Genomic DNA, 20407 nt, shown 5'->3' with positions numbered 1-20407 from the left:
AAGAGGCGGCAGTTTACCTCAAGCATCGCAAACTGCCCACGCAGAGCGCCGAACTTGGCCGATATGCGGTTGCAATGGCCGCCGTAATCAGTGGCGGCGTTCGACGATATACCGCGCCAGGTCACGCAGTGGCTCGGCCGCCGCGTCGAAAGGTCGCAGGGCGTCCAGCGCCTGGTCGCGTAGTTCCACGGCGTAGGCCTTGGCGGCTTGCAGCCCGAGCAGCGCAGGATAAGTCGGTTTGTCCCGTGCGATATCGGCGCCCTGGCGTTTGCCCAGGGTGGCGGTATCGCTTTCCACGTCGAGAATGTCGTCCTGCACCTGAAACGCCAGGCCAATGGCCCGGGAATAGGTCTGCAGCGCCGCCAATTGCGTGGCTTCGGCATGTCCGCTGGCCAGGGCGCCCAAGTGCACGGCGGCTTCGATCAGCGCGCCGGTCTTGTGGCGGTGCATGTGCTCAAGGGCTTTTTGATCCAGCTTGACGCTGACTGAACCCATGTCGATCGCCTGCCCGCCCACCATGCCCGCAGGGCCGGCAGCCAGGGCCAGTGCGGTGACCATGCGCAGGCGGATCTCGGCGTTGACGCTGCTCAGGCGTGGGTCCAGCAACGCGCTGAACGCCAGGCTCTGCAAGCCATCACCGGCGAGGATCGCATAGGCTTCATCAAAGGCTTTATGGGTGGTGGGCTGGCCGCGACGCAGATCGTCATCGTCCATCGCCGGCAAATCGTCGTGTACCAGGGAATAGGCGTGAATCAGCTCGACCGCACAGGCGGCACCGTTGGCCTGTTCGGCCGGCGCGCCCAGCGCTTCACAGGCCGCATACGCCAGCAACGGGCGCACGCGCTTGCCGCCATTCATCACGCTGTAGCGCATGGCTTCATACAGACGCTTCATTTCCGGGCTTGGCGCAACAAACAAGGGCTCCAGCGCCGCATTCACCCGGGCTTGGCTACTGGCCTGATACGCGTCGATCATTCCGGCTGTTCCGCGTCGAAAGGTTCTTCGGCCAACTCTCCGTCACGCTCCAGCAATACCTGGACCTTCTGCTCCGCCTGCGCCAACGCGCTCTGGCAGTCACGGGTCAGGCCGATGCCTTGCTCAAACGCCGTCAGCGAGTCCTCCAGCGACAACTCGCCGTTCTCCAGACGCTCGACCAATGTTTGCAGGTCGGCGAGGGATTGTTCGAAATCGAGTGCAACTTTTTTGCGGGCCATGGCGGCTATTCCGGTAGACGGTAAACCGGCGCGACACTAGCAGACATGGGGATTCTGGGCAAATGAGTGGGGCGTCACTCGCCCCCTGTATTGACCTGATAACGCGTGCTGCGGCCGCCTCCGGGGAGACGGACCAGGCAGTTTTTTTCCAGCAGGTCCGCCAGGTGTCGCGTCGCTGTCGCCTTGGAGACCTTGGCCACCGCCTGGTACTGCGCCGCGCTGATGCCGTGTTCGAAGCCCTTCTCACCACCGTCGAGCAGTCGATTGAGGACCTTGATCTGTTCAGCCGACAAAGGGAGGTCGCGGTGTTGCTGCCAGAACCGACTCTTTTCCAGCACCCGGTCAATCCGCCCCATGGCCTGCTGCACGCTGCGTAACAGGGTTTTAAGGAACCACTCCAGCCAGGCAGTGATATCCAGGGAGGCCTTCTGGCTGGATTCCAGCGCGTTGTAGTAGCCGGTGCGGTCTTCGAGGATGCTGGCTGACATGGCATAGAAACGGATGGCCTGGTGTTCACCCTGGGCCAGTGCCAAATCGGTGATAGCGCGTGTCAGGCGACCATTGCCGTCATCGAAGGGGTGCAGTGTGACAAACCAGAAGTGCGCGACGCCGGCGCGTACCAATGGGTCCAGTTCCGGCTGATCGCGGCTGGTTTCGAACCACTCCAGGAAATCCGCCAGTGCCTGCTCCAGTCCCAGACGTGGCGGGGCCTCGAAATGCACGGTCGGCCGATCAAGCCGGCCCGACACCACCTGCATCGGCTCATCTCCCCTCAGTGACCCGATATTGAGTGCTCTGGCGGCATAGCCCGCTTCCGGGGCCGGGAACAATAAGTGATGCCAGTTCAATAGGCGGGCGAGGGTAAACGGCTGGGTGAATTGTTGAGTGGCATCCATCATCAACTCGGCGAGGCCTTCGCTGCGGCGGCTTACCTGACCGTCTTCCATCGCTTCCAGGCCCATCCGCCTTGCCAGGGACGAGCGCACCGAGCCGACATTCAACTGCTCACCCTCAATCGCCGAGGACGTCAGGATATTTTGCAGCAGCGCATCCAGTTCATTCTGTGCGCTGACTGCCTGGCTGACGGAGCCGAGCATGCCCAACAACTTGCCTTGGGCTTGTCCGCACTCGCGCAGCAAAGCCGCGAGGCGACCGGGTTGCCAGTGGAAGTGAGGCCAGTCGGCGCGTTGCCAGATCCAGTGCGGATGAGCCATGGTGGGATGCCTGGGGTGCGTGAGCCGAATAAAGAGGTTATTCGGCTCATTTGGTGAGCCGATTGTGCTGCGGATTTGGCTCAGGGTCTAGTCTGGTGATCGGTGTTTTCTGTAGTTTTTGTGATGTGAAATTTTGACTTATGCCCCTAGACCATATGGCTATCAGCAACCATTAGAAGATTACCTATCTGGCATCTAACAGTGGAAGCGTGGTCATTTGTCGTTAGAATATCAAAGGCAATATTTTGGGGGCTCAGCCCGTAATTAGCTCGTTATCAAAATAGCTGATTTTTTTGCGAACCTTTAGTGAGTTGTAATACTCGTTGTCCTAGACACCGGACACACAAGTTAATCCCAGCGAGCCTATCTATTGTATGCGATCCATAAACCCCACCTACCCAACAGTGGGTTAACGATTTACCGTGGCATTTCTGGCGAGCAGTTCCACGGCAGCAAGGCTTCATAATCTTCAAGCGACGAAGCCTGAGGCAGCCACGTATAGGGCTCCTGGCCGTTGACCTTGGCGGTCTCGACCAAGCTGTAGATCTTTGCGCTGGCGGCGGCGCCGTTGACGGTATCGCTCGCCAGGCCAAGCAGGGTTGGGGCAGCAAGGTTATTGAACGTCTTTCCCAGGATTTACGCGCAGCCTTCCCGAACATGAAGGGTTTTTCTCCACGTAATTTGAAGTACATGCGTGCTTTTGCCGAAGCTTGGCCGGATTCGGAATTTGTGCAAGAGGTGCTTGCACAATTGCCTTGGTATCACCAACTGGCGCTGCTGGACAAACTCCCTGGCCCCGAAACCCGTCGCTGGTACGTCGGCCAGGCAATTGAACACAACTGGTCGCGCAACACGCTGGTCATGCACATCGAAAACCGTTTGCTGGAGCGCAGTGGTAAAGCTGTCAGCAACTTCGAAATCCATCTGCCCAAACCTCAATCCGATCTGGCGCGTGAATCGCTGAAAGACCCTTACCGCTTTGACTTCCTCAGTCTGACCTTGGGTGCGCAGGAGCGCGATATTGAAAACGCCTTGATCAAGCACGTCACCGACTTTTTATTAGAGCTGGGTGCGGGTTTCGCTTTCGTTGGTCAGCAGGTGTTGCTGGATGTCGGCGGTGACGAGTTCTTCGTTGACCTGCTGTTCTATCACTTGAAGCTGCGCTGCTACGTCGTGATCGAGCTCAAGGCCGGCAAGTTCAAGCCCGAGCATCTGGGCAAGTTGAGTTTCTATCTCGCCGCCGTGGATGCCCAACTTAAGCATCCACAGGATGGCCCGACAATTGGTCTGCTGCTGTGCAAGAGCAAGAACGAAGTGGTAGCCGAATATGCGCTTCGCGATAACAACCGGCCCATAGGTGTGGCGCAGTATCAGTTGGTGGAGTCCTTGCCAGCGGAGCTGCAAACCAGTTTGCCGAGCATAGAGCAGATAGAGCGCGAGCTTGCCAAATAACAACAAAGCCTGCTTTTGAAGGCAGGCTTATCGCGAATCTCGGCTCACTTACTTCTGATGCGCCGTCAACGCCGCATACCCATTCATCAGGTTGCGATAGTTGGGAATGCGCTGGGACAACAGATTGCCCAGGCCTTCGATATCGTTGCGCCAGTCGCGGTGCAGCTCACAGGCTACCGAGAACCAATTCATCAACTGTGCACCGGCCTGGGTCATCCGGCTCCACGCCGCCTGCTGCACCGTGGTGTTGAACGTGCCGGAGGCATCGGTCACCACAAACACCTCGAACCCTTCCGCCAGTGCCGACAAGGTCGGGAACGCTACGCATACATCCGTGACCACGCCGGCGATGATGATCTGCTTGCGGCCGGTGGCTTTGATTGCCTTGACGAAGTCTTCGTTGTCCCAGGCATTGATCTGGCCGGGGCGGGCGATGTACGGCGCGTCCGGGAACATCTCTTTCAACTCCGGTACCAGCGGGCCGTTGGGGCCTTGTTCGAAGCTGGTGGTGAGGATGGTCGGCAGGTTGAAGAACTTGGCCAGGTCGGCCAGGGCCAGCACGTTGTTCTTGAACTCGTTGGGCGAGAAGTCCTGCACCAGGGAAATCAGGCCGGTCTGGTGGTCGACCAGCAGGACTACGGCGTCGTCTTTGTTCAAGCGGTTATAGGTTGGAGTGCTCATGGTTGAATCCTTTTTTGTTCAGGTTGGTTGGGCGTTGCGTTCAACATGGGCACAGATTAATGGGTGGATGCTGGGGGATAAATCGGCTGGAATGGGTAATACCGTCAACTCAAAGGCGACAATTCATGGATTGTCAGTAGGACTGATCCTTTTAGCGGTCGGGAAAGTAAGTCAAAAAATCTCACGCGTGAGCTATTGAGTGTGGCAAAAAATGCCTGTAGATTTTCTCACGCGTGAGTTTTTCACAGCGAGGTCAGTACCATGGAAAGCAGCTCTCCATCGAGTCCTCCTAAAGGGCCCGATACCGATTCAGCAAGCCTCAAGGGAGAGCGCTTGAAGCCGTCCGCCAAAAAGCCATCGAGCTTTTACATGAAGCAGATGCGTGCAGGCCTGGCGGCCGCCGGCTACGTGAAACACGAGACTTGGGTGCTTCCCGAAAACCGAAGCCTGCTCAAGCAGATGGAGAAACAGCTTCGCCAGCCGATTCTGGCTGGCTCATTCATGTCGGAGAATTTCATGAGCGCAGGTACCAACTGGAATATCGATCGCCTCTTCACCGCTCTTCAGGCCCTGGACGACGTGGTGTCCAAGGACATTACGCTTTCTCTGGTTCAAGGCTCCGAGTCCAGCATCAAGCTGGAAATGAACGACTTCGGTGGCCTGCCGATTTACATCGCGGTGGTGGGCGAGCAGATCATCGTTGACACCGTGCTGGTCGATGTCGAGTCCATCAACGATGTCGCTAAATTCAATGACGCGGTGTTGCGCAGCCGGGAAATGTTCCCGCTGTCCTCCATCGGCATCGAGTCCATGCCTAACGGGCAAGTGGTCTACAACATGTTCGGTGCATTGAGCTCCGACTCCAGCCTGACCAATATCGTCACCGAGGTGAAAACCCTGGTCGACAACGTGCAGCGCGCCAGCGAAGCCTTCGAACGTTTCTTCAATTAAGTATTCGGGAGTATCCAATGACTCAGTCCATCTGGAGCAAATTGTTCACCGCGCTGCGTGGCGGTGCCAACGAAGTCGGCGAATCGATCGTCGATCAACAGGCCCTGCGCATCCTCGATCAGGAAATCCGCGATGCCGACACCGCGCTGGCCAACGCCAAGCGTGAGCTGGTGAGCATCATGGCCAAGCACAAATTGGCGACTGATCGCGTCAATGAGTACGACGCCAAGATCAAGGACCTGGAGTCCAAGGCCGTAGCTGCCCTGCAGGCCAATCGTGAAGACCTCGCCCTGGAAGTGGCCGAAGCCATCTCGACCCTGACCAACGAGCGGGATGTCGAGCATAAGCAAGCCACCGAGTTCGGTGGCTACGCAGAAGGCATGCGCAAGGACATCACCAAGGCCGAAAGCCGGATCAAAAGCCTGCGCCAGCAAGTGGACATGGCCAAGGCGCGCGACAGCGTACAGAAGGCCCAGGTCAGCGCCTCCATCGCCAGCGGCGGTGCCAACGGCAAGCTGGAAACCGCCGTCGGTACGCTGAATCGTTTGCAGGCCAAGCAGCAGCAACGCGCCGCTGAACTGCAAGCCCAGGATGAACTGGCAGATGCATCGACCGGGACCGACCTGGAGCGCAAGCTGCGCGACGCCGGCATCACGCCGAACGAAGGCAGCGCCAATGCGATTCTGGAGCGTCTGAAGCAAAAGTCGGCCGAGTAAGCAACGTCGCCGCAGGAAGGGCAGTGTCTGCCCTTCTTTTTTTACGTCGAGGTCAGGATGGGCGCCCTGAAGGGTTTCAAGACAATCGCAGGCCTGGCGCTGTTCATGGTCGCGCTGCAACTGCTCAATGCAGCGACCGGTTACAGCCTGATGACGTTCGGCCTGATCCCGAGAACGCTGCTGGGGCTGCCGGGCATCCTCACCTCACCGTTTTTGCACGGCTCGTTCGCCCACCTGAGCGCGAACCTGGTTGCCTTTTTGATCCTGGGCACCCTGGTGATTATCGAAGGGCTCAATCGGTTTGTGACCGTCAGCGCGATCATTATCCTGCTGGGCGGTTCGCTGGTCTGGCTGTTCGGTTTTGCGGGTGTGCACGTGGGGGCCAGCGGCTGGGTGTTCGGGTTGTGGGCCTACCTGTTGTCTCGCGCCTGGTTCCACAGGAGCTGGAGCAATCTGATCACGGCTGGTGTTGTGGCGGTACTGTATGGCGGATTGGTCCTTGGCTTCCTGCCTCGCCAGGGCGTTTCCTTCGAAGGGCATCTGTTTGGTGCCTTCGCCGGATTTATTGCCGCCAAGGTACTTCTCTCTCAACCGCGCTGCAGGTTTAATGCCGGCTGAACGCACTTGAGCACCCAGGGAGTCAGGGACGCAATGCCGATTTTTATTTTGTTGCGCAGGTACGCCGCCTCCCTCTTTCACCGCTTCGGCTGGGCAGGCCTGGTCGTTGCCTTGGCGGTACACCTGAGCACGGCTTATCTGGGCCTGGTGGTTCTGGGCGAACAACACCTCACCGCGCCCGCCACGTTCGTTTACTTCTATCTCACCACCACGCTGACCGTCGGCTATGGCGATCTATCGCCGCAGACCTCTGCGGGGCGCGTGTTCGTGGCGACCTGGGTCATGCTCGGAGGCATTGCGCTGCTGACGGCGGCCATCGGCAAAACCACCAGCACTGTCATCGATGCATGGAGAAAAGGCATGAAGGGCAAAGGCGATTTCACCGGCAAAATCGGCCATACCGTGCTCATTGGCTGGGAGGGCGCGTCCAGTGAACGAGTCATCGAGTTGTTGCTGCAAGACGAAACCTCGAACGACAACCTGATCGTCATCTGCGATTGCACCCTCGAAGAAAACCCGATGCCAGGCAAAGCGGCCTTCATCCGTGGTGAAAGCTTGTCCTCCACGGCGCTATTGCTGCGTGCCGGTGTGCCCGGTGCCGAGCGTGTGCTGGTGCGAACCCCGTCTGACGATCTGACGCTGGCCACCGTGCTGGCGGTGAATCAATTGAATCCAGTCGGGCACGTGGTCGCCCACTTCAATGCAAGTGAGATCGCCGCACTGGCCAGTTCCTACGCCCCCAGCTTGGAATGCACCTCAAGCATGGCTATCGAAATGCTGGTGCGCGCCTCTCAGGACCCGGGCTCGTCGGTGGTCATTAATGAGCTACTGTGCGTGGGGCAGGGGGCCACCCAATACTTGATGAGATTGCCCGAGGCGTTTGAAGCCACGTTCGGCGATCTGTACACCCAGATGAAAGAACGCCACAACGCCACCCTCATCGGCTATCGCGCCAAAGGTGCCCCGCAACCGTCGATCAACCCGCCCAGCGCCACGCGCGTTGAAGGCGGCGAGCTCTTCTACATTGCCTCCACCCGCCTCAAGGAAATCTCCAATGGGATGGTTTAAACAGTTGATGGGGCTTGAGGCCCCGCAAGCGAATACACACTCGAAAGGCGCTGCCGAACCGCTGCCGAACACCGGGCCGCTTGGCCTGGCGCCGGGCAAAGGCGTGATATTCGACACGACCCTGAAGTTGTTGCTCGAAGGGAAGACCACGGTGGTTATCCCCGGCTCCCAGGAAATCTGGAGTAACGGCACCGTTGACCTCGGGCAGTCGACCTGGCTGTCGCGCTACTACATGAACGACGAAGATTACTGGCTGCAGGTGCACACCACGGGCGACATCGCCGGGCAGGTCGAGTCTGTGATCCTGTTCAACTACCTGAGCTACGTCACTATCAGCAGCGAAGCTGAATTGCGCCGGCTGGCGGGGCCGCAGAGTCCGATCGGGTTGCCGACCTACACCCATAACGGCGTCGAATACGCGCGCGTGTGGGGCAGCGAGGCTGGCCAGACAGAATTGGTGGCCATGAGCGAGCAGGTGATAAACCCCGAGGACTCCTACAGCGTCGAACACCGCTCGATGCTATATGCCCGTGACACCGGCCTGACCGATCGACGGGAGTTTCTGCTGTTCTCTGTCGAAGAAGACGCTGAAGGCACCGTCAGCCTGAGCACGTCGCTGGGCATTTCGCTGTACACAACCGACTTGAATGCGCTCTAAAAAAGGAAGAAGTCCATGCTAGAAGCTCTCTCCATCTCCCTGAACAAAGCCGCCGTGCTCGGGTTTGTCACCTACATCCTGGGGGCTGCCGTACTGTTTGCGCTGTTCCAGTTCATCTACACCCGCGTCACCCCGCACAAGGAATTCGAGCTGATCCGGGCGGGCAACGTTTCCGCAGCGGTCGCCCTGGGCGGTGCCATCGTCGGTTTCGCCATTCCGGCCAGCAACGTGATTGCCTATTCGATCAGCATCCTCGACTTCGTCGTCTGGGCGGTGATCGCAGCCGTCGTCCAACTGTTGGCGTTTCTGCTCACCAGTCTCGTGCTCAAGGGCACTTCCGAGCGCATCAAGAGAGGCGAGCTCGCAGCGGGCATCTATGTGGCGGCGGTGGCCATCAGCGTCGGCATGTTGAATGCCGCCTGCATGACACCTACCCAGAACTGATTGCGCACGGAGCTCCCGATGAAACGAAGCAAGTACGTCCAGCTTTCGCTGGCAGCGTCGGTCGCCATGGCGATATCCGGTTGTGGGCCGACGGAAAAAACCTACGATTTGCAGAAGAAGTACAACTTCCAGTCGGTGCAGCAATGCGCCGATGAAAAACTGCCGGTGGACGTCTGTTCGGACGCCTACATGACGGCCCTGGCCGAGCATCGCCGCATCGCCCCGGTATACGCCAGCCAGGCCGATTGCGATGCCGACTTTGTCGCCGGCTGGTGCCAGCTGGACTCCAATGGCCAGTTCATTCCCAAGCTGGGCGGTTTCGAACTGACCGCCGAAGGCCAGGTGACACAATCCCAGGTAGACGCGGCCAACGCCCAGGCGGGTAACCCTCAGGCAAGCGGCGGCTCCGGCTTCTCCACTAGCAGCCTGCTGACCGGTCTGCTGATCGGCAACATGCTGAGCAGCAATCGCAACAGCTACCGCTCTGAGCCGGTGTACCGCTATCGCGATGATCGCGGTGAGTACGGCAACTCGACGCTCAACCAGCGCGTCTCCAATGGCGCGACGTTTGGCCGCTCGAATCAAGCCCGGTACGGCAGCAGCAATTACACCAACACGCTGCGCACCTCCAGCCAGTCGAGCTCCGTGGCGTCGGCCACCTCCCGTGGCGGCTTCGGCAGCAAGGCCAGCGCACGCAGCGGCTGGGGCGGTGGCGGGTCGAGCAGTTAAGGAAACCGGGCCATGAAGAAAATCCATTGTGCAGAACGTCATGACTGGAAACAGACGGCTGAAAACCTCGGCTTTCTGTTCCATACCATCGACAACGAACCCTACTGGGACGAGCGCGCGTATTACCAGTTCACGCTCAAGCAAATCGAGCACGACCTCGAAGACCCGACCACCGAGATCCATGACTTGTGCATGGACCTCGTCGCCCGCGTGGTCCAGAGCGAAGAACTGCTCGAACGCCTGAGCATCCCCGCGCCCTTCTTCGACATGATCAAAACCTCATGGCTCGAAGGCCACCCGCACCTGTACGGGCGCATGGACTTCTCCTACAACGGCACCGGGCCCGCCAAGCTGCTGGAACTCAACTACGACACACCGACCAGCCTCTACGAGGCCGCGGCGTTCCAATGGGGCTGGCTCGAGCAATGCATCGAACGCGGCCTGCTGCCCAAGCATGCCGACCAGTTCAACAGCATCGACACTAAACTGCACCAGGCCTTCGCCCAACTGCAAATCAACCAGCCGTTCTACTTCGCCTCGATGAAAGACTCGGTCGAAGACAAAGGCACCACCGACTACCTGCGCCTGGTCGCGGAAAAAGTCGGCATCGAATCACGCCACATCGACATCGAAGACATCGGCCTGACCAGCGAAGGCCGCTTCGTCGACCTCCAGGACCGCTGGATTCCCCACCTGTTCAAACTGCACGCCTGGGAATTCATCTTCCACGAACCCTTCGGCGCCGCGATTGCCGAGAGCGACACCCAGTTTTTCGAGCCTGCGTGGAAATCCATCATTTCCAACAAAGGCATCCTGCCGCTGCTGTGGGAATTCAACAAAGGCCACCCGAATCTGCTCGCGGCCCACCTGGATACCGAACCGGGTAAAGCTGTGCCGAAGGGCTGGGTGCGCAAGCCATTCTTCTCGCGGGAAGGGGCGAATATCGAGCTGCAAACGGCCGATGGACTGATTGTTAAGGAGGACGGGCCCTATACGGATGCGCCGTTTATTCTCCAGGAGTTTGCGCCGCTGCCGCGGTTTGGGGACAGCTACACGTTGATTGGGTCTTGGGTGATTGGGGACCAGGCGGCGGGGATTGGGGTGCGGGAGGATAATAGTTTGATTACCAAGGATTCGAGTCGGTTTTTGCCGCATTTGATATTGGATTGAGGCTGGCGCTTAAAGGGCCAGCAGGGCTGATCCCTTTCATTTGCAGGACGTTTCCGAGAGAATTCCAACTGCATTGCGCCAGCGGGAATGGTTGACTAGGCTGCGGATCGTCACTGCCTATTCAGTGATCGGGTTTAGTCGCCCTTACCTCGCTAGGCGCACGCGCCATCTCAAAGACAGGTGTCTTCTCATCTGCACTTTATGGTGGCTGTGCGCAGGGCACCCTCGGGTGCGCCGGTGCCTAGCGGCCGGTCGACTAACCTGCGTACAGCCGCCACCTCTGATTGTTTAGTCGCGAAAGGACGGTGGTAATCACTTACTGCTAGAGGTTTTTGCTATGGATAACGTTATTTCGGATTCACAGTCTTCGCGTGCAACCAATCCATTTGTCGTAAATGAAGAGTTGAGCTTTGAGGATGCCTGGGTGCGTGTGGCTGAGTTGCTGCAGTGTGCGGTGGCGACTTCGCAAGTTCTTGGGGAGCCGGTGGCTGCACCGCAGAGGGCGGTGATGCATCTGGTGGAGATGGCGAAGATGGTGGCGGATCGGGCTGTGGAGTGCATGCGGCCCGCATAAGGCGACTGAGAGAAGGGCCGGATATGACAGCCCGCTTTTGATTACTCAATTGTCCAACAGCTGTTGGACAATTGAGTCTCGATACTTATCAGGCATTAAAAAGCCGGCTTGTGGTTAGCTTTTTATTTAGTTAAGTAATTGAAAATTAGTAAATTATAGTTTCTATAAAACCTATTGTTCCCCCATTTGTTCCTCCACTTTTTGACGATTTCTTTTGATTTTTTTCCGGTAAAGACCGGCTTTTTGGTCGGTTTTTTTTGTTTGGTTGTTGCCCGAATTGAGCTTTTATCGGGCATCGAGAAAACGGTTGAGGAGGTCGAATTGAGAGACGTACTTTCGTGCTTAACTCGAGTTTTGCATTCCGCCTCTGACGGAGCCGCAACATCAAGTGTTTGGAAGTGAGAATCATCCTTATGCCGGGGTTTTCCTATAAGTGTAGGGGGATTTACTGACCAATCGTCGAGGAGACGGGGATTTGTGCGGCGTGAAGGCGCTTTGCCTTTACCTTGCTCCGAGTGCTGGATATTGTGACATCCATCAAACTCCAGGCAGACCGCTGTTTCCCAAGGATGGCATCTTGAGCGCACCGAGAAATCGGCAGCGCCCCTACAAAGCCTCTCTTGTTATCGCGGCCAGCTGAAGCTGAGCATCGGTTTACCGTGCCCAGAAAAAACTTATTAGGCAGTTGCCCCAAAAAATTAGCGGTGATCGACGTGAACTCAGGCCCTGAATCATTGGCTGTCCAACGGTATGAACTTGTTCTGCAATGGATACTGGAACTGGTCCCCGCAGACGGGACGGCCGTTGGCAACAAGTCACTCAGGGACCGGATCGATCGGCGAGCTGAGCTTCAGAATTTTGCTGTCTCTGAGGAAGAGTATTGGAGTCTTCGCGACGAGCTCATTACCAAGGGACTGCTCAATAAAGGTAGCGGCCGGGGAGGGTCGGTTTATCGGTTCGATACCGAGTCCAAGGGTCATTCAAAGTCCATTGATCCAGCGCCTCTTACCGATTGGGATGACCTTGATACGCCCCCAAGCGAGATACCGGAAAGCCTGGAGAAGCTGAGAAGCAGGCTTCTCGACCTCAGCGCTCGCAATCGGCTGCTGAACTTTTCACATGCGCGCTCCAAACGTTTCGTAAGGATTATTGATGAGTTGCCGGATCACCTGTTCGATACCTTGGCAGATGAAAAATCCATGCGATTTGCTGCTGTTCCTGAACCAACGGAAAGGCAGCTACTTACCCACGGCTTTTTGAAGCTGGACGAAAAGACAGGCGCAGTTGTTGAGTTAAAGAAACAGCCTACGGCAGAAGTCTGGGCGCAGATCCTCGGTATAGCGACCAGCTATGAGCTACCACTGCCCCCTGAAACCGGGCAAACAGGTAAGCATTCTGACGACGCTATTCAGACGCTTTATTACCCCGTGGAGATGGAGTCGCGGCTACAGATTCTGTATACCCAGTCGCGATCGGCACTCGAGGAAACGGGTGCGAACATTCTTTATCTTGCGCTCGGGTTCCTGGAGTGGGATGACTCAGTCGCAGGTAAAGACAGCACCCGCCTAGCGCCACTGATGCTGGTGCCAGTGAATCTGGAGAAAGGCAAACTCAATCCTCAAACCGCGACGTTCGAATACCGCGTACATCCTACTGGCGAAGACATTCTTACCAACCTTTCATTACGGGAAAAGCTTCGCGTCGATTTTGGTATCGCGCTACCGCGGATAACCGACGACAGCACGCCCGAGGAATACTTCGAGCGCATTGTTGAAACGGTGCTGAAGGTTAAACCTGACTGGAAGGTTCATCGTTACGCATCGCTTGGCTTGTTCGAGTTTGGCAAGTTGATGATGTATCTCGACCTTGATCCAGGTCGTTGGAAAGACCAATCATTGCTGGATCACGGCCTGGTTAAACGGCTTACAGGGATGGACGGTTTACCGGCCGATTCGACAGGAAAGCAAGGCGCATTTTGCGTTGAGCATTCAATAGACGACATTGAGCAGATTCACCTGCAGTTTCCTCTAATTGATGACGCTGACAGCTCTCAGCACAGTGCATTGATAGACGTGATTCGCGGGGATGATCTTGTGATCGAGGGGCCTCCCGGTACAGGGAAGTCTCAGACCATCACAAACATGATTGCGGCGGCATTGGCCCAAGGCAAAAAAGTGTTGTTCGTTGCGGAGAAGCGTGCAGCGCTTGAGGTGGTCAAAACTCGGCTGACAAGGGCAGGGTTAGGCGATTTTTGTCTGGAATTGCATAGTCATAAGAGTCAAAAGAGCGCTGTTATCGACAGCATCCGGCAACGGATTCAGAAAAGCGGTGGCTATCGCTCGCCCAAGCAGCTGACGGATCTGATTTCCAACTATGAGCGATTGAAGCAGCAGCTCAACAAGCACGTACATCACCTCCATGCTCAGTTCGAGGAATCGGGGATGAGTGTTCATGAGGTGCTAATGCAGGCAACGCGTTTGCGTGAGGCGTTGTCGATTAAACCTTCCGATTTGCACCCGCAGTCGGAGGCGCGGATCGATAAAATGCATTTGCGAGAGCAGGCCGGCTTTTATGCACACATCTATCGAAAGACGGCTGAGGAAGCTGGCCAAGCGGGCAAGCTTGAAACGCATCCGTGGTTTGGCAGCACAAAAACGCGGGTGACTGGTGCTGAGCGCTCTGCACTTCTAGAAAATCTCTCCCTGGCTCAGCAGGCGCTGAATCGTCTAGCGACTATTCGTCCTCAATTAGCACAACAGCTACAGGTAGCTGTACTGGAAACCTACAGCCCAGATCAGTTGCGAGATTTAGCCGCTTCAATTCCGGTACTTGCATTACCTAAAGGTGATGAGGATTGGGATCTGTTAGGACGACTGGATATCGAGTCCTGCGAGGCATTGAAGCTTTGGCTGCAAGGTATGGACTCCTTGTTGGACGAGCAGGGTGTGCTAGCTCGATCGTTGCGCGCTGATGTTATTGGTTCTGGGCAGGCGATAGTTTCTATCAAAAAAGCCTGCGCGGCCATACGTCTGCATAACGGTGATGAGACCCTGTCACTTAATGTCTTGCTGGATGTGATTGAAGAGGCTGAGGAGCTACTGGAGCTGGCTCCACGCATTCAAAGGCTGATTCAGTTATTGGCGGAAGGGGCTGCAGTTCAAGGCTTGCGAAGCGATTTTATCGGCATTGAACAAGTGGTGCTCTTTCTACAAATGCTCGCGGCGATGCCTGAGGATTTGGCACCTCTTCGCCATAAACGCTTCGAAGACGAGAGCTTGGACGGATTGCTCGTAGAGTTGGACAGTGACATCCCACTCATTAAGCAGTTGCAGGAGCAGGCTGCGAGTCATTTCACGCTGGATCGATTGCCTAGTCATACGCGACTGGAAGATTTGAGTCGGGTTCTGGCGGATAAATCACTTTTCCGCTGGTTCAAGGGACAATGGCGCTCTGCTAAAGCCGAAATCTTGGCCATGGCGCGACCAGGGCTCAAGCTGAACCAGCTTCTGGTGGTCTTGCCTGATGTCATTGCCTATTTGAAAAAACACAGTCAACTGAATGAAAATAAAGTGTTTACCGAAAAGCTGGGTGAACATTTCCAAGGGCTTGATACTCCGATCGACGCACTCAAGCGTTTGCGGGGCTGGTACAAGCTCTTGCGGACAGAATGCGGACGTGGATTCGGTGCAAAGGTATGGGTTGCGGAATACCTGCTTAAGGTCGATCAGCAGCTATTGGCCGGTGTTTCGGGCGATAGCGCGGACCTCGAACCCTATCTGATGGATGTCCTGGAGCATCGTCTTGACCTGGAAGAACTGTTGCCTTTTGACAGTCATGATTTGCGTTCGGAAGATTTACTTGCTCCACAGGGACTGTATGTTCGCCTTATCCAAGATATCGGAATCCCTCTACGCTCTTTATTACCCGTAGTCAGCGAAGAGAAGCCCACGATGGGGCAACTGCTGCAGTTGATTCAGGCCGTGGAGAGCTGGCAGACCCGCTCGGCGGCACTGCAAAGCGACGCAGTGCTACAAACCTGCTTGTTAGGTGAAGAGCTCCCTCGGATAGACAACCTTTCAGCGGCCCGACCTCGCTTGACGACCTGGCGGCATACGGTTGCCTTCGTTCAGCCTATTTTGGCGTTGCCGATTCGGGATATTCTCGTTCCGCAGTTGACCGCGTGCACACCAAAGGAAGCTGAGGAGCTGATACTCCATTGGCATCAACAAGGTACAGCGCTCGCGCAAGCCGTAGATATCTGGGAGCAGGCACTGGAAGATTTTTTCCAAAGCGCTGCGGTTATTGCTGGTCAGTGGTGGCAGTCCATTGAGAGCGCAGATTTCGAACCCATGGCCAGTCGTCTGGCCTGGGCCGTTCAGAACCCCGATCTACTCGACCATTGGTTCGAGTACCGCCGTTTGCGTTTGCACCTGGTCGAGTTGGGGTTCGAGACAGTCGTCGAAGGAATCGAAACGCAAAGATTGGCGTCTGAGCGCTGCATCGATGCCTGTCTGCTCGGGCTTCTTGACAGCTGGGCATTGAAAATTCTTGAGCTTGATCCCGCGCTGGGTCAGTTTTCGGGCAAGGAACAGGAGGCCATCCGCGCTCGGTTTGCTGATATCGATGAGCAGCTCAAGTATCTTCAACGTGAACAAGTTTCGTCACGTATCAGTCAGAACAAAATTCCTGTCGGAAATAGTCAAGGTGCGGTCAGAGACTTTACGCAATTGGCCTTGCTGCAGCGCGAGGCTGAGAAAAAGACACGGCATGTCCCGATCCGTAGCCTGATGAACCGTGCAGCTGAAGCGCTGCAAGGCCTCAAACCCTGCTTCATGATGTCGCCAATGGCTGTCGCTCAATACTTGCCGGCAGGGCACGTCGAGTTCGATTTGGTCGTAATGGATGAAGCATCCCAAATGCGCCCGGAGGAAGCATTGGGTAGCATCGCCCGAGGTAAACAGCTAGTAGTCGTGGGTGACCCGAAACAGCTGCCACCGACGAACTTCTTTTCCCGCAATGGTGGCGATTCGGATACGGATGAAACAGATGCATCATTGGCCGAGGACTCGGAAAGCATTTTGGAAGCAGCCATGCCGCTGTTCAAGCTGCGACGTCTACGTTGGCACTACCGTTCCCGTCACGAGAGCCTGATTGCTTTCTCCAACAAAGCCTTCTATGAAAGCAATTTGGTGGTGTACCCATCACCGCACCGTGAATCAACCGAATTTGGCGTCAAGTTTGTCAGAGTGCCTCGCGGGCGTTTTGTCGAGCAACGCAATATCGAAGAGGCCGAGGTTGTCGCCAAAGCCATCGAGCACCACGTTATTCACCGCCCTGATGAGTCGCTAGGTGTGGTGGCCATGAACGTCAAACAGGCTGATCAAATCGAGCGGATGCTTGAGCATCTGGCCAAACAAAGCCCGCAACTGCAAGTCGCATTGGACCGTAATCAAAGTCAGGATGAGCCACTGTTTATCAAGAACCTGGAAAACGTCCAGGGTGATGAGCGAGATGTTATTTACATCTCCGGCACCTACGGCCCTATGGAGGTAGGCGGTACCGTCCCTCAGCGTTTTGGCCCGATTAACGGTGCCAGCGGATGGCGACGTTTGAACGTGCTGTATACCCGCTCCAAGAAGCGCATGCAGGTGTTCTCCTCGTTTAGCTCGACCGATGTAGTGGTGACCGGTACTTCCAGCAGAGGCGTGCAGGCACTGCGTGATTTTCTGCATTTCGCTGAGTCCGGCCGCATGCCGCACATCAAAGAGTCTGAACGTGCTCCCGACAGTGATTTCGAAGTGGCTGTCATTGAGGTGCTGTCTCGTCATGGCTATCAATGCGAGCCCCAGGTTGGTGTTGCTGGTTTCTTCATTGATCTGGCGGTACGTGATCCAGGGCAGCCCGGTCGCTACCTGATGGGGATTGAATGCGACGGTGCGGCATATCATTCGGCCAAGTCAGCGCGTGACCGTGATCGTCTGCGTCAGAGCGTGTTGGAGCAATTGGGCTGGAATATTCGCCGCATTTGGTCGGTGGACTGGTTCCGTAATGCCCGTGTGCAAATCGAACCCATCCTTCAGGAGCTTGCGCGGTTGCGAACCGAGCCAGCTGTAGAGGTCGAGGGGGGGAGTACAGAATCTGAAGAGGTTTCCATCCAGCAAGTGGCAGATGAGCAGAGCGAGCACGCTGAGCGTATTACTCTTGAGGGTAACTACAGCCTGCGAGAGAAGTTGGTCTGGCTTGAAGAGAATGTGATCCGGCCGAATTTGCCAGAGGTTCCTGTTAACCAGCGGCTATTGAGGCCAGCTATGTTGGAAGCATTGCTTGAGTTTCTTCCTGCAGACCGTATCGAATTTCAGCAGATGATTCCTGGGTATTTGCGTAATGGTACTCATGGTGCGGAAGGGCGGTATATCGACGATGTATTGCTTTTGATTGGCGAGCAGTGAGTCAGCGCCTAACAGTGGATGTTCAAGCTGTATCAAGGAATGTTAATGGGATTCTATATTCGTAAGAGCGTCAGAGTAGGGCTGTTTCGTTTCAATCTGTCCCAGCAGGGTGTGGGCGTTTCGGTGGGATTGAAAGGCCTACGCATCGGGACCGGACCTCGAGGCAATTACGTTCATATGGGGCGGGGAGGCCTGTACTACCGGGCTACCGTACCAAGGACCAACGATAAGCCGCCTTTTTTGCCTCACGTTGAAACTACGGTGTTACCTGAGGGCACTCACGCCCCTTTAGTCGAGATCGAGTCCACGGATGCTTCGCAAATCGTGGATTCATCCTCACGTGATTTGCTCGATGAAATGAATTCGAAGCAGGCAAAATGGCGGCTTTGGCCATGGGTTGGTGTCCTAGGAATCCTCGTAGTATTTCTTGGCCTGCGTAATGGTTGGCCCATTGGGACTATGTGGGGTGCGCTTATCCTCGGTTCAGTCCTAACAATTGCCTCAGCAGTACGCGATACGATGGCTAAGACGGTTGTACTGTTTTACGATTTTGACGCCGAGATGGAAGAAGCTTACGAAGCACTGCACAGCAGTGGCCAGCAGGTTTCGGCAGCAGATGCGGCCTGGCATATCGAGGCCGAAGGCGCCGTTCATGATCGTAAGTATCACGCTGGTGCGAGCAATCTTGTACGTCGGAAAAAAACGACTATTGCTCGGTCTTCACCACCTTATGTAAAAACCAATATAGAAACCATCTCCATGGTTGTTGGGCGCCAAACGCTGCATTTCTTCCCTGATCGTGTATTGATTTATGACGAGAAAAGTGTGGGCGCGGTTAGCTATCGAGAGCTGCAGTTGCAGGTCAATGCGAAGCGGTTTATTGAAAGTGCTTCGCTTCCCAGAGATGCCACGGTAGTCGACAGGACGTGGCAATTTGTTAACAAGAAGGGCGGCCCTGATCGTAGATTCAAAAACAATCGTGAACTCCCTGTTTGTCTTTACGATGAATTGAAGTTGTCTAGCACCACGGGTCTGAATGAGGTCGTACAAATCTCGCGAAATGGTGTGGGAGAGGTTTTTGCCAAGGCGATTCTCGACCTTGCACGGATTATGCCTTCTGAGCGAGTAAGCTGAGGCAACCTAGTTCCTCGTATTCGTACCCGAGTTTCACGCATGTATGGAATGTTGATTTGGTCAGTAGCTCGCTAACTAATTCAGCATCTACCAGCGATTTTTGCGTGGTCGGAGTTTCGACGGCGAAATCCAGTTCTATCATAAAAAATTTCATCAAGGACTCACAGCTTGCCTATCAAAACGGACGTCTGGACCGTCGGCCTTACACCCAATAAGCTTCGCCAAAGCCGATTGGCCAGTGAGCAGCTACTGGAAGAAATGATCATCAGCTCCCCAAGCATTCTCTCGGATGAGTGGATGCTGATAGGTAGGCAAGAAAGCACTGGTATGGGGGGGCGCATTGATCTATTGGCCATTGCTCCTGATGGAAATCTGGTACTAATTGAGCTCAAACGAGACCGCACGCCCCGTGAAGTCGTTGCTCAGACCCTCGATTACGCCGTGTGGGTCGAGAGTCTGCGTGAGAACGAAATCGCGGCGATTTACCAACGGTTCCGCCCCGGAAGCAGCTTGTATGCAGATTTTCTAGCGCGCTTTGGTCGTGTGCTAGACGACGATGATTTGAATAAAAGCCACCAACTGATCATCGTCGCCACGGAGTTGGATGTCAGCAGCGAGCGAATCGTTGAGTACCTCAGCAAGCGAGATATTCCGATCAACGTGCTCTGTTTTCAAATTTTCCAGGTGGGCGATCAACAGCTACTGAGTCGATCCTGGTTACTCGATCCTGTTCAGACTCAAGTCAACGCCGCGTCGACGAGCGAAGGGCATAGCGAGCCTTGGAACGGCGAGTTCTACTGTTCCTTCGGCGATTCTGCCTCGCGCTCATGGGCCGATGCTGTGGAGTTCGGTTTTATTTCCGGCGGTGGAGGCGCGTGGTACAGCAAGACCCTGCAGCTCCTGTCTCCGGGAGATCGGATCTGGGTAAACATTCCGCAGCAAGGCTATGTCGGCGTAGGACGCGTTGTTGGCACGTCCACACCTGCGAACGAGTTCACAGTGATGCAAGACGGCGAGGAGCGGCCGGTGCTAGAGGTCGCAACGCGCGCCAACTATCATGCAGAATTTGCTGACGATCCGGAGCGCTGCGACTATTTTGTTCCGATCCAATGGCTGCAAAGCGTGCCGGTGAGCCAGGCAGTACGAGAGATTGGGATGTTTGGGAATCAGAATACGGTTTGCCGTCCGACTACGCCGAAGTGGCGGTGGACGATTGAGCGATTAAAGCAGCGATTTCCGCGTTTCGATGAAGTGGCAGCTACTGAGGTCGCGAGCGTTCCTGGCAGTTGATAAATTGGGCAGCAGCCTGCTGCCCAATTACTTGTTCAGTAGCAC

General features: G+C 55.9%; 17 protein-coding genes and 2 pseudogenes. 14 read left to right on the top strand and 5 right to left on the bottom strand.

The features are described from left to right. Window positions 1-87 precede the first annotated feature (87 nt). The 4 genes and pseudogenes from ispA to Q8X51_RS13650 all read right to left on the bottom strand — a co-directional run. Window positions 88-975 (bottom strand): (2E,6E)-farnesyl diphosphate synthase, encoded by an 888-nt coding sequence (gene ispA / locus Q8X51_RS13665; RefSeq protein WP_065924900.1) that lies wholly within the window; start codon window positions 973-975, stop codon window positions 88-90. After that, entirely contained in the window at window positions 972-1214 is a 243-nt protein-coding gene (locus Q8X51_RS13660) for an exodeoxyribonuclease VII small subunit (RefSeq protein ID WP_003176346.1), read from the bottom strand. Before Q8X51_RS13660 ends, ispA begins: the two co-directional genes overlap by 4 nt. 74 nt (window positions 1215-1288) lie before the next feature. Then, window positions 1289-2428 carry a Fic family protein gene (locus Q8X51_RS13655; RefSeq protein WP_065924899.1) on the bottom strand — a complete coding sequence of 380 codons (1140 nt, stop codon included), beginning with the start codon at window positions 2426-2428 and terminating at the stop codon, window positions 1289-1291. 417 nt (window positions 2429-2845) lie between these two features. After that, a pseudogene (locus Q8X51_RS13650) lies at window positions 2846-3016 on the bottom strand (transposase domain-containing protein); the annotation flags it as partial. On the opposite strand from Q8X51_RS13650, the pseudogene Q8X51_RS13645 reads away from it, so the two are divergent. After that, window positions 2999-3880: pseudogene (locus Q8X51_RS13645) on the top strand (PDDEXK nuclease domain-containing protein); the annotation flags it as partial. The pseudogenes Q8X51_RS13650 and Q8X51_RS13645 overlap by 18 nt on opposite strands. A gap of 48 nt (window positions 3881-3928) precedes the next feature. Here Q8X51_RS13645 and ycaC read toward each other — a convergent pair. After that, window positions 3929-4561, bottom strand: a complete 633-nt coding sequence (gene ycaC / locus Q8X51_RS13640) for an isochorismate family cysteine hydrolase YcaC (RefSeq protein WP_027605204.1) — start codon at window positions 4559-4561, stop codon at window positions 3929-3931. Between ycaC and Q8X51_RS13635 the strand changes: the two genes are divergently transcribed. From Q8X51_RS13635 to Q8X51_RS13575, 13 genes are all read left to right on the top strand, one after another. Next, a complete protein-coding gene (locus tag Q8X51_RS13635; RefSeq protein ID WP_137211982.1) occupies window positions 4560-4760 on the top strand; it encodes a hypothetical protein in 201 nt (66 codons plus the stop codon). The two genes, ycaC and Q8X51_RS13635, sit on opposite strands and share 2 nt — an antisense overlap. 170 nt (window positions 4761-4930) lie before the next feature. Next, the gene (locus Q8X51_RS13630; RefSeq protein WP_027605205.1) at window positions 4931-5512 is read left to right on the top strand and encodes a YjfI family protein; all 582 of its coding nucleotides are present in this window, start codon (window positions 4931-4933) and stop codon (window positions 5510-5512) included. Between the two features lie 17 nt (window positions 5513-5529). Further along, on the top strand, window positions 5530-6228 hold the full coding sequence (locus Q8X51_RS13625; RefSeq protein WP_027605206.1) for a PspA/IM30 family protein: 699 nt from the start codon (window positions 5530-5532) through the stop codon (window positions 6226-6228). A gap of 57 nt (window positions 6229-6285) precedes the next feature. Next, window positions 6286-6846 (top strand): rhomboid family intramembrane serine protease, encoded by a 561-nt coding sequence (locus Q8X51_RS13620; protein WP_407693852.1) that lies wholly within the window; start codon window positions 6286-6288, stop codon window positions 6844-6846. Window positions 6847-6879: 33 nt separating this feature from the next. After that, entirely contained in the window at window positions 6880-7914 is a 1035-nt protein-coding gene (locus Q8X51_RS13615) for an ion channel (RefSeq protein ID WP_407693851.1), read from the top strand. Further along, the gene (locus Q8X51_RS13610) at window positions 7901-8572 is read left to right on the top strand and encodes a DUF2491 family protein (protein ID WP_407693850.1); all 672 of its coding nucleotides are present in this window, start codon (window positions 7901-7903) and stop codon (window positions 8570-8572) included. Before Q8X51_RS13615 ends, Q8X51_RS13610 begins: the two co-directional genes overlap by 14 nt. A 15-nt stretch (window positions 8573-8587) precedes the next feature. After that, entirely contained in the window at window positions 8588-9016 is a 429-nt protein-coding gene (locus tag Q8X51_RS13605; RefSeq protein ID WP_027605210.1) for a DUF350 domain-containing protein, read from the top strand. A gap of 18 nt (window positions 9017-9034) precedes the next feature. Continuing rightward, window positions 9035-9745, top strand: coding sequence for a DUF1190 domain-containing protein (locus Q8X51_RS13600; protein ID WP_407693849.1), 711 nt, complete (start codon window positions 9035-9037; stop codon window positions 9743-9745). A 12-nt stretch (window positions 9746-9757) separates the two neighbouring features. Then, window positions 9758-10915, top strand: a complete 1158-nt coding sequence (locus Q8X51_RS13595) for a glutathionylspermidine synthase family protein (protein WP_407693848.1) — start codon at window positions 9758-9760, stop codon at window positions 10913-10915. Between the two features lie 337 nt (window positions 10916-11252). Then, on the top strand, window positions 11253-11489 hold the full coding sequence (locus Q8X51_RS13590) for a hypothetical protein (RefSeq protein WP_065924893.1): 237 nt from the start codon (window positions 11253-11255) through the stop codon (window positions 11487-11489). A gap of 704 nt (window positions 11490-12193) precedes the next feature. Continuing rightward, a complete protein-coding gene (hhe, locus tag Q8X51_RS13585; protein ID WP_407693847.1) occupies window positions 12194-17938 on the top strand; it encodes a DUF4011 domain-containing anti-phage protein Hhe in 5745 nt (1914 codons plus the stop codon). Window positions 17939-17983: 45 nt separating this feature from the next. After that, window positions 17984-19072: a DUF4236 domain-containing protein gene (locus Q8X51_RS13580; RefSeq protein WP_407693846.1), complete on the top strand. Its 1089-nt coding sequence runs from the start codon at window positions 17984-17986 to the stop codon at window positions 19070-19072. 168 nt (window positions 19073-19240) lie between these two features. After that, window positions 19241-20362 (top strand): endonuclease NucS domain-containing protein, encoded by a 1122-nt coding sequence (locus Q8X51_RS13575; RefSeq protein ID WP_407693845.1) that lies wholly within the window; start codon window positions 19241-19243, stop codon window positions 20360-20362. The last annotated feature ends 45 nt before the right edge of the window (window positions 20363-20407 follow it).

This window comes from Pseudomonas sp. Yb2C2 (assembly GCF_052112325.1).
Lineage (GTDB): Bacteria > Pseudomonadota > Gammaproteobacteria > Pseudomonadales > Pseudomonadaceae > Aquipseudomonas > Aquipseudomonas marginalis.
The sequence above is the reverse complement of the archived record's forward strand: the minus strand, read 5'-3'. Positions and strand labels throughout refer to the sequence as shown.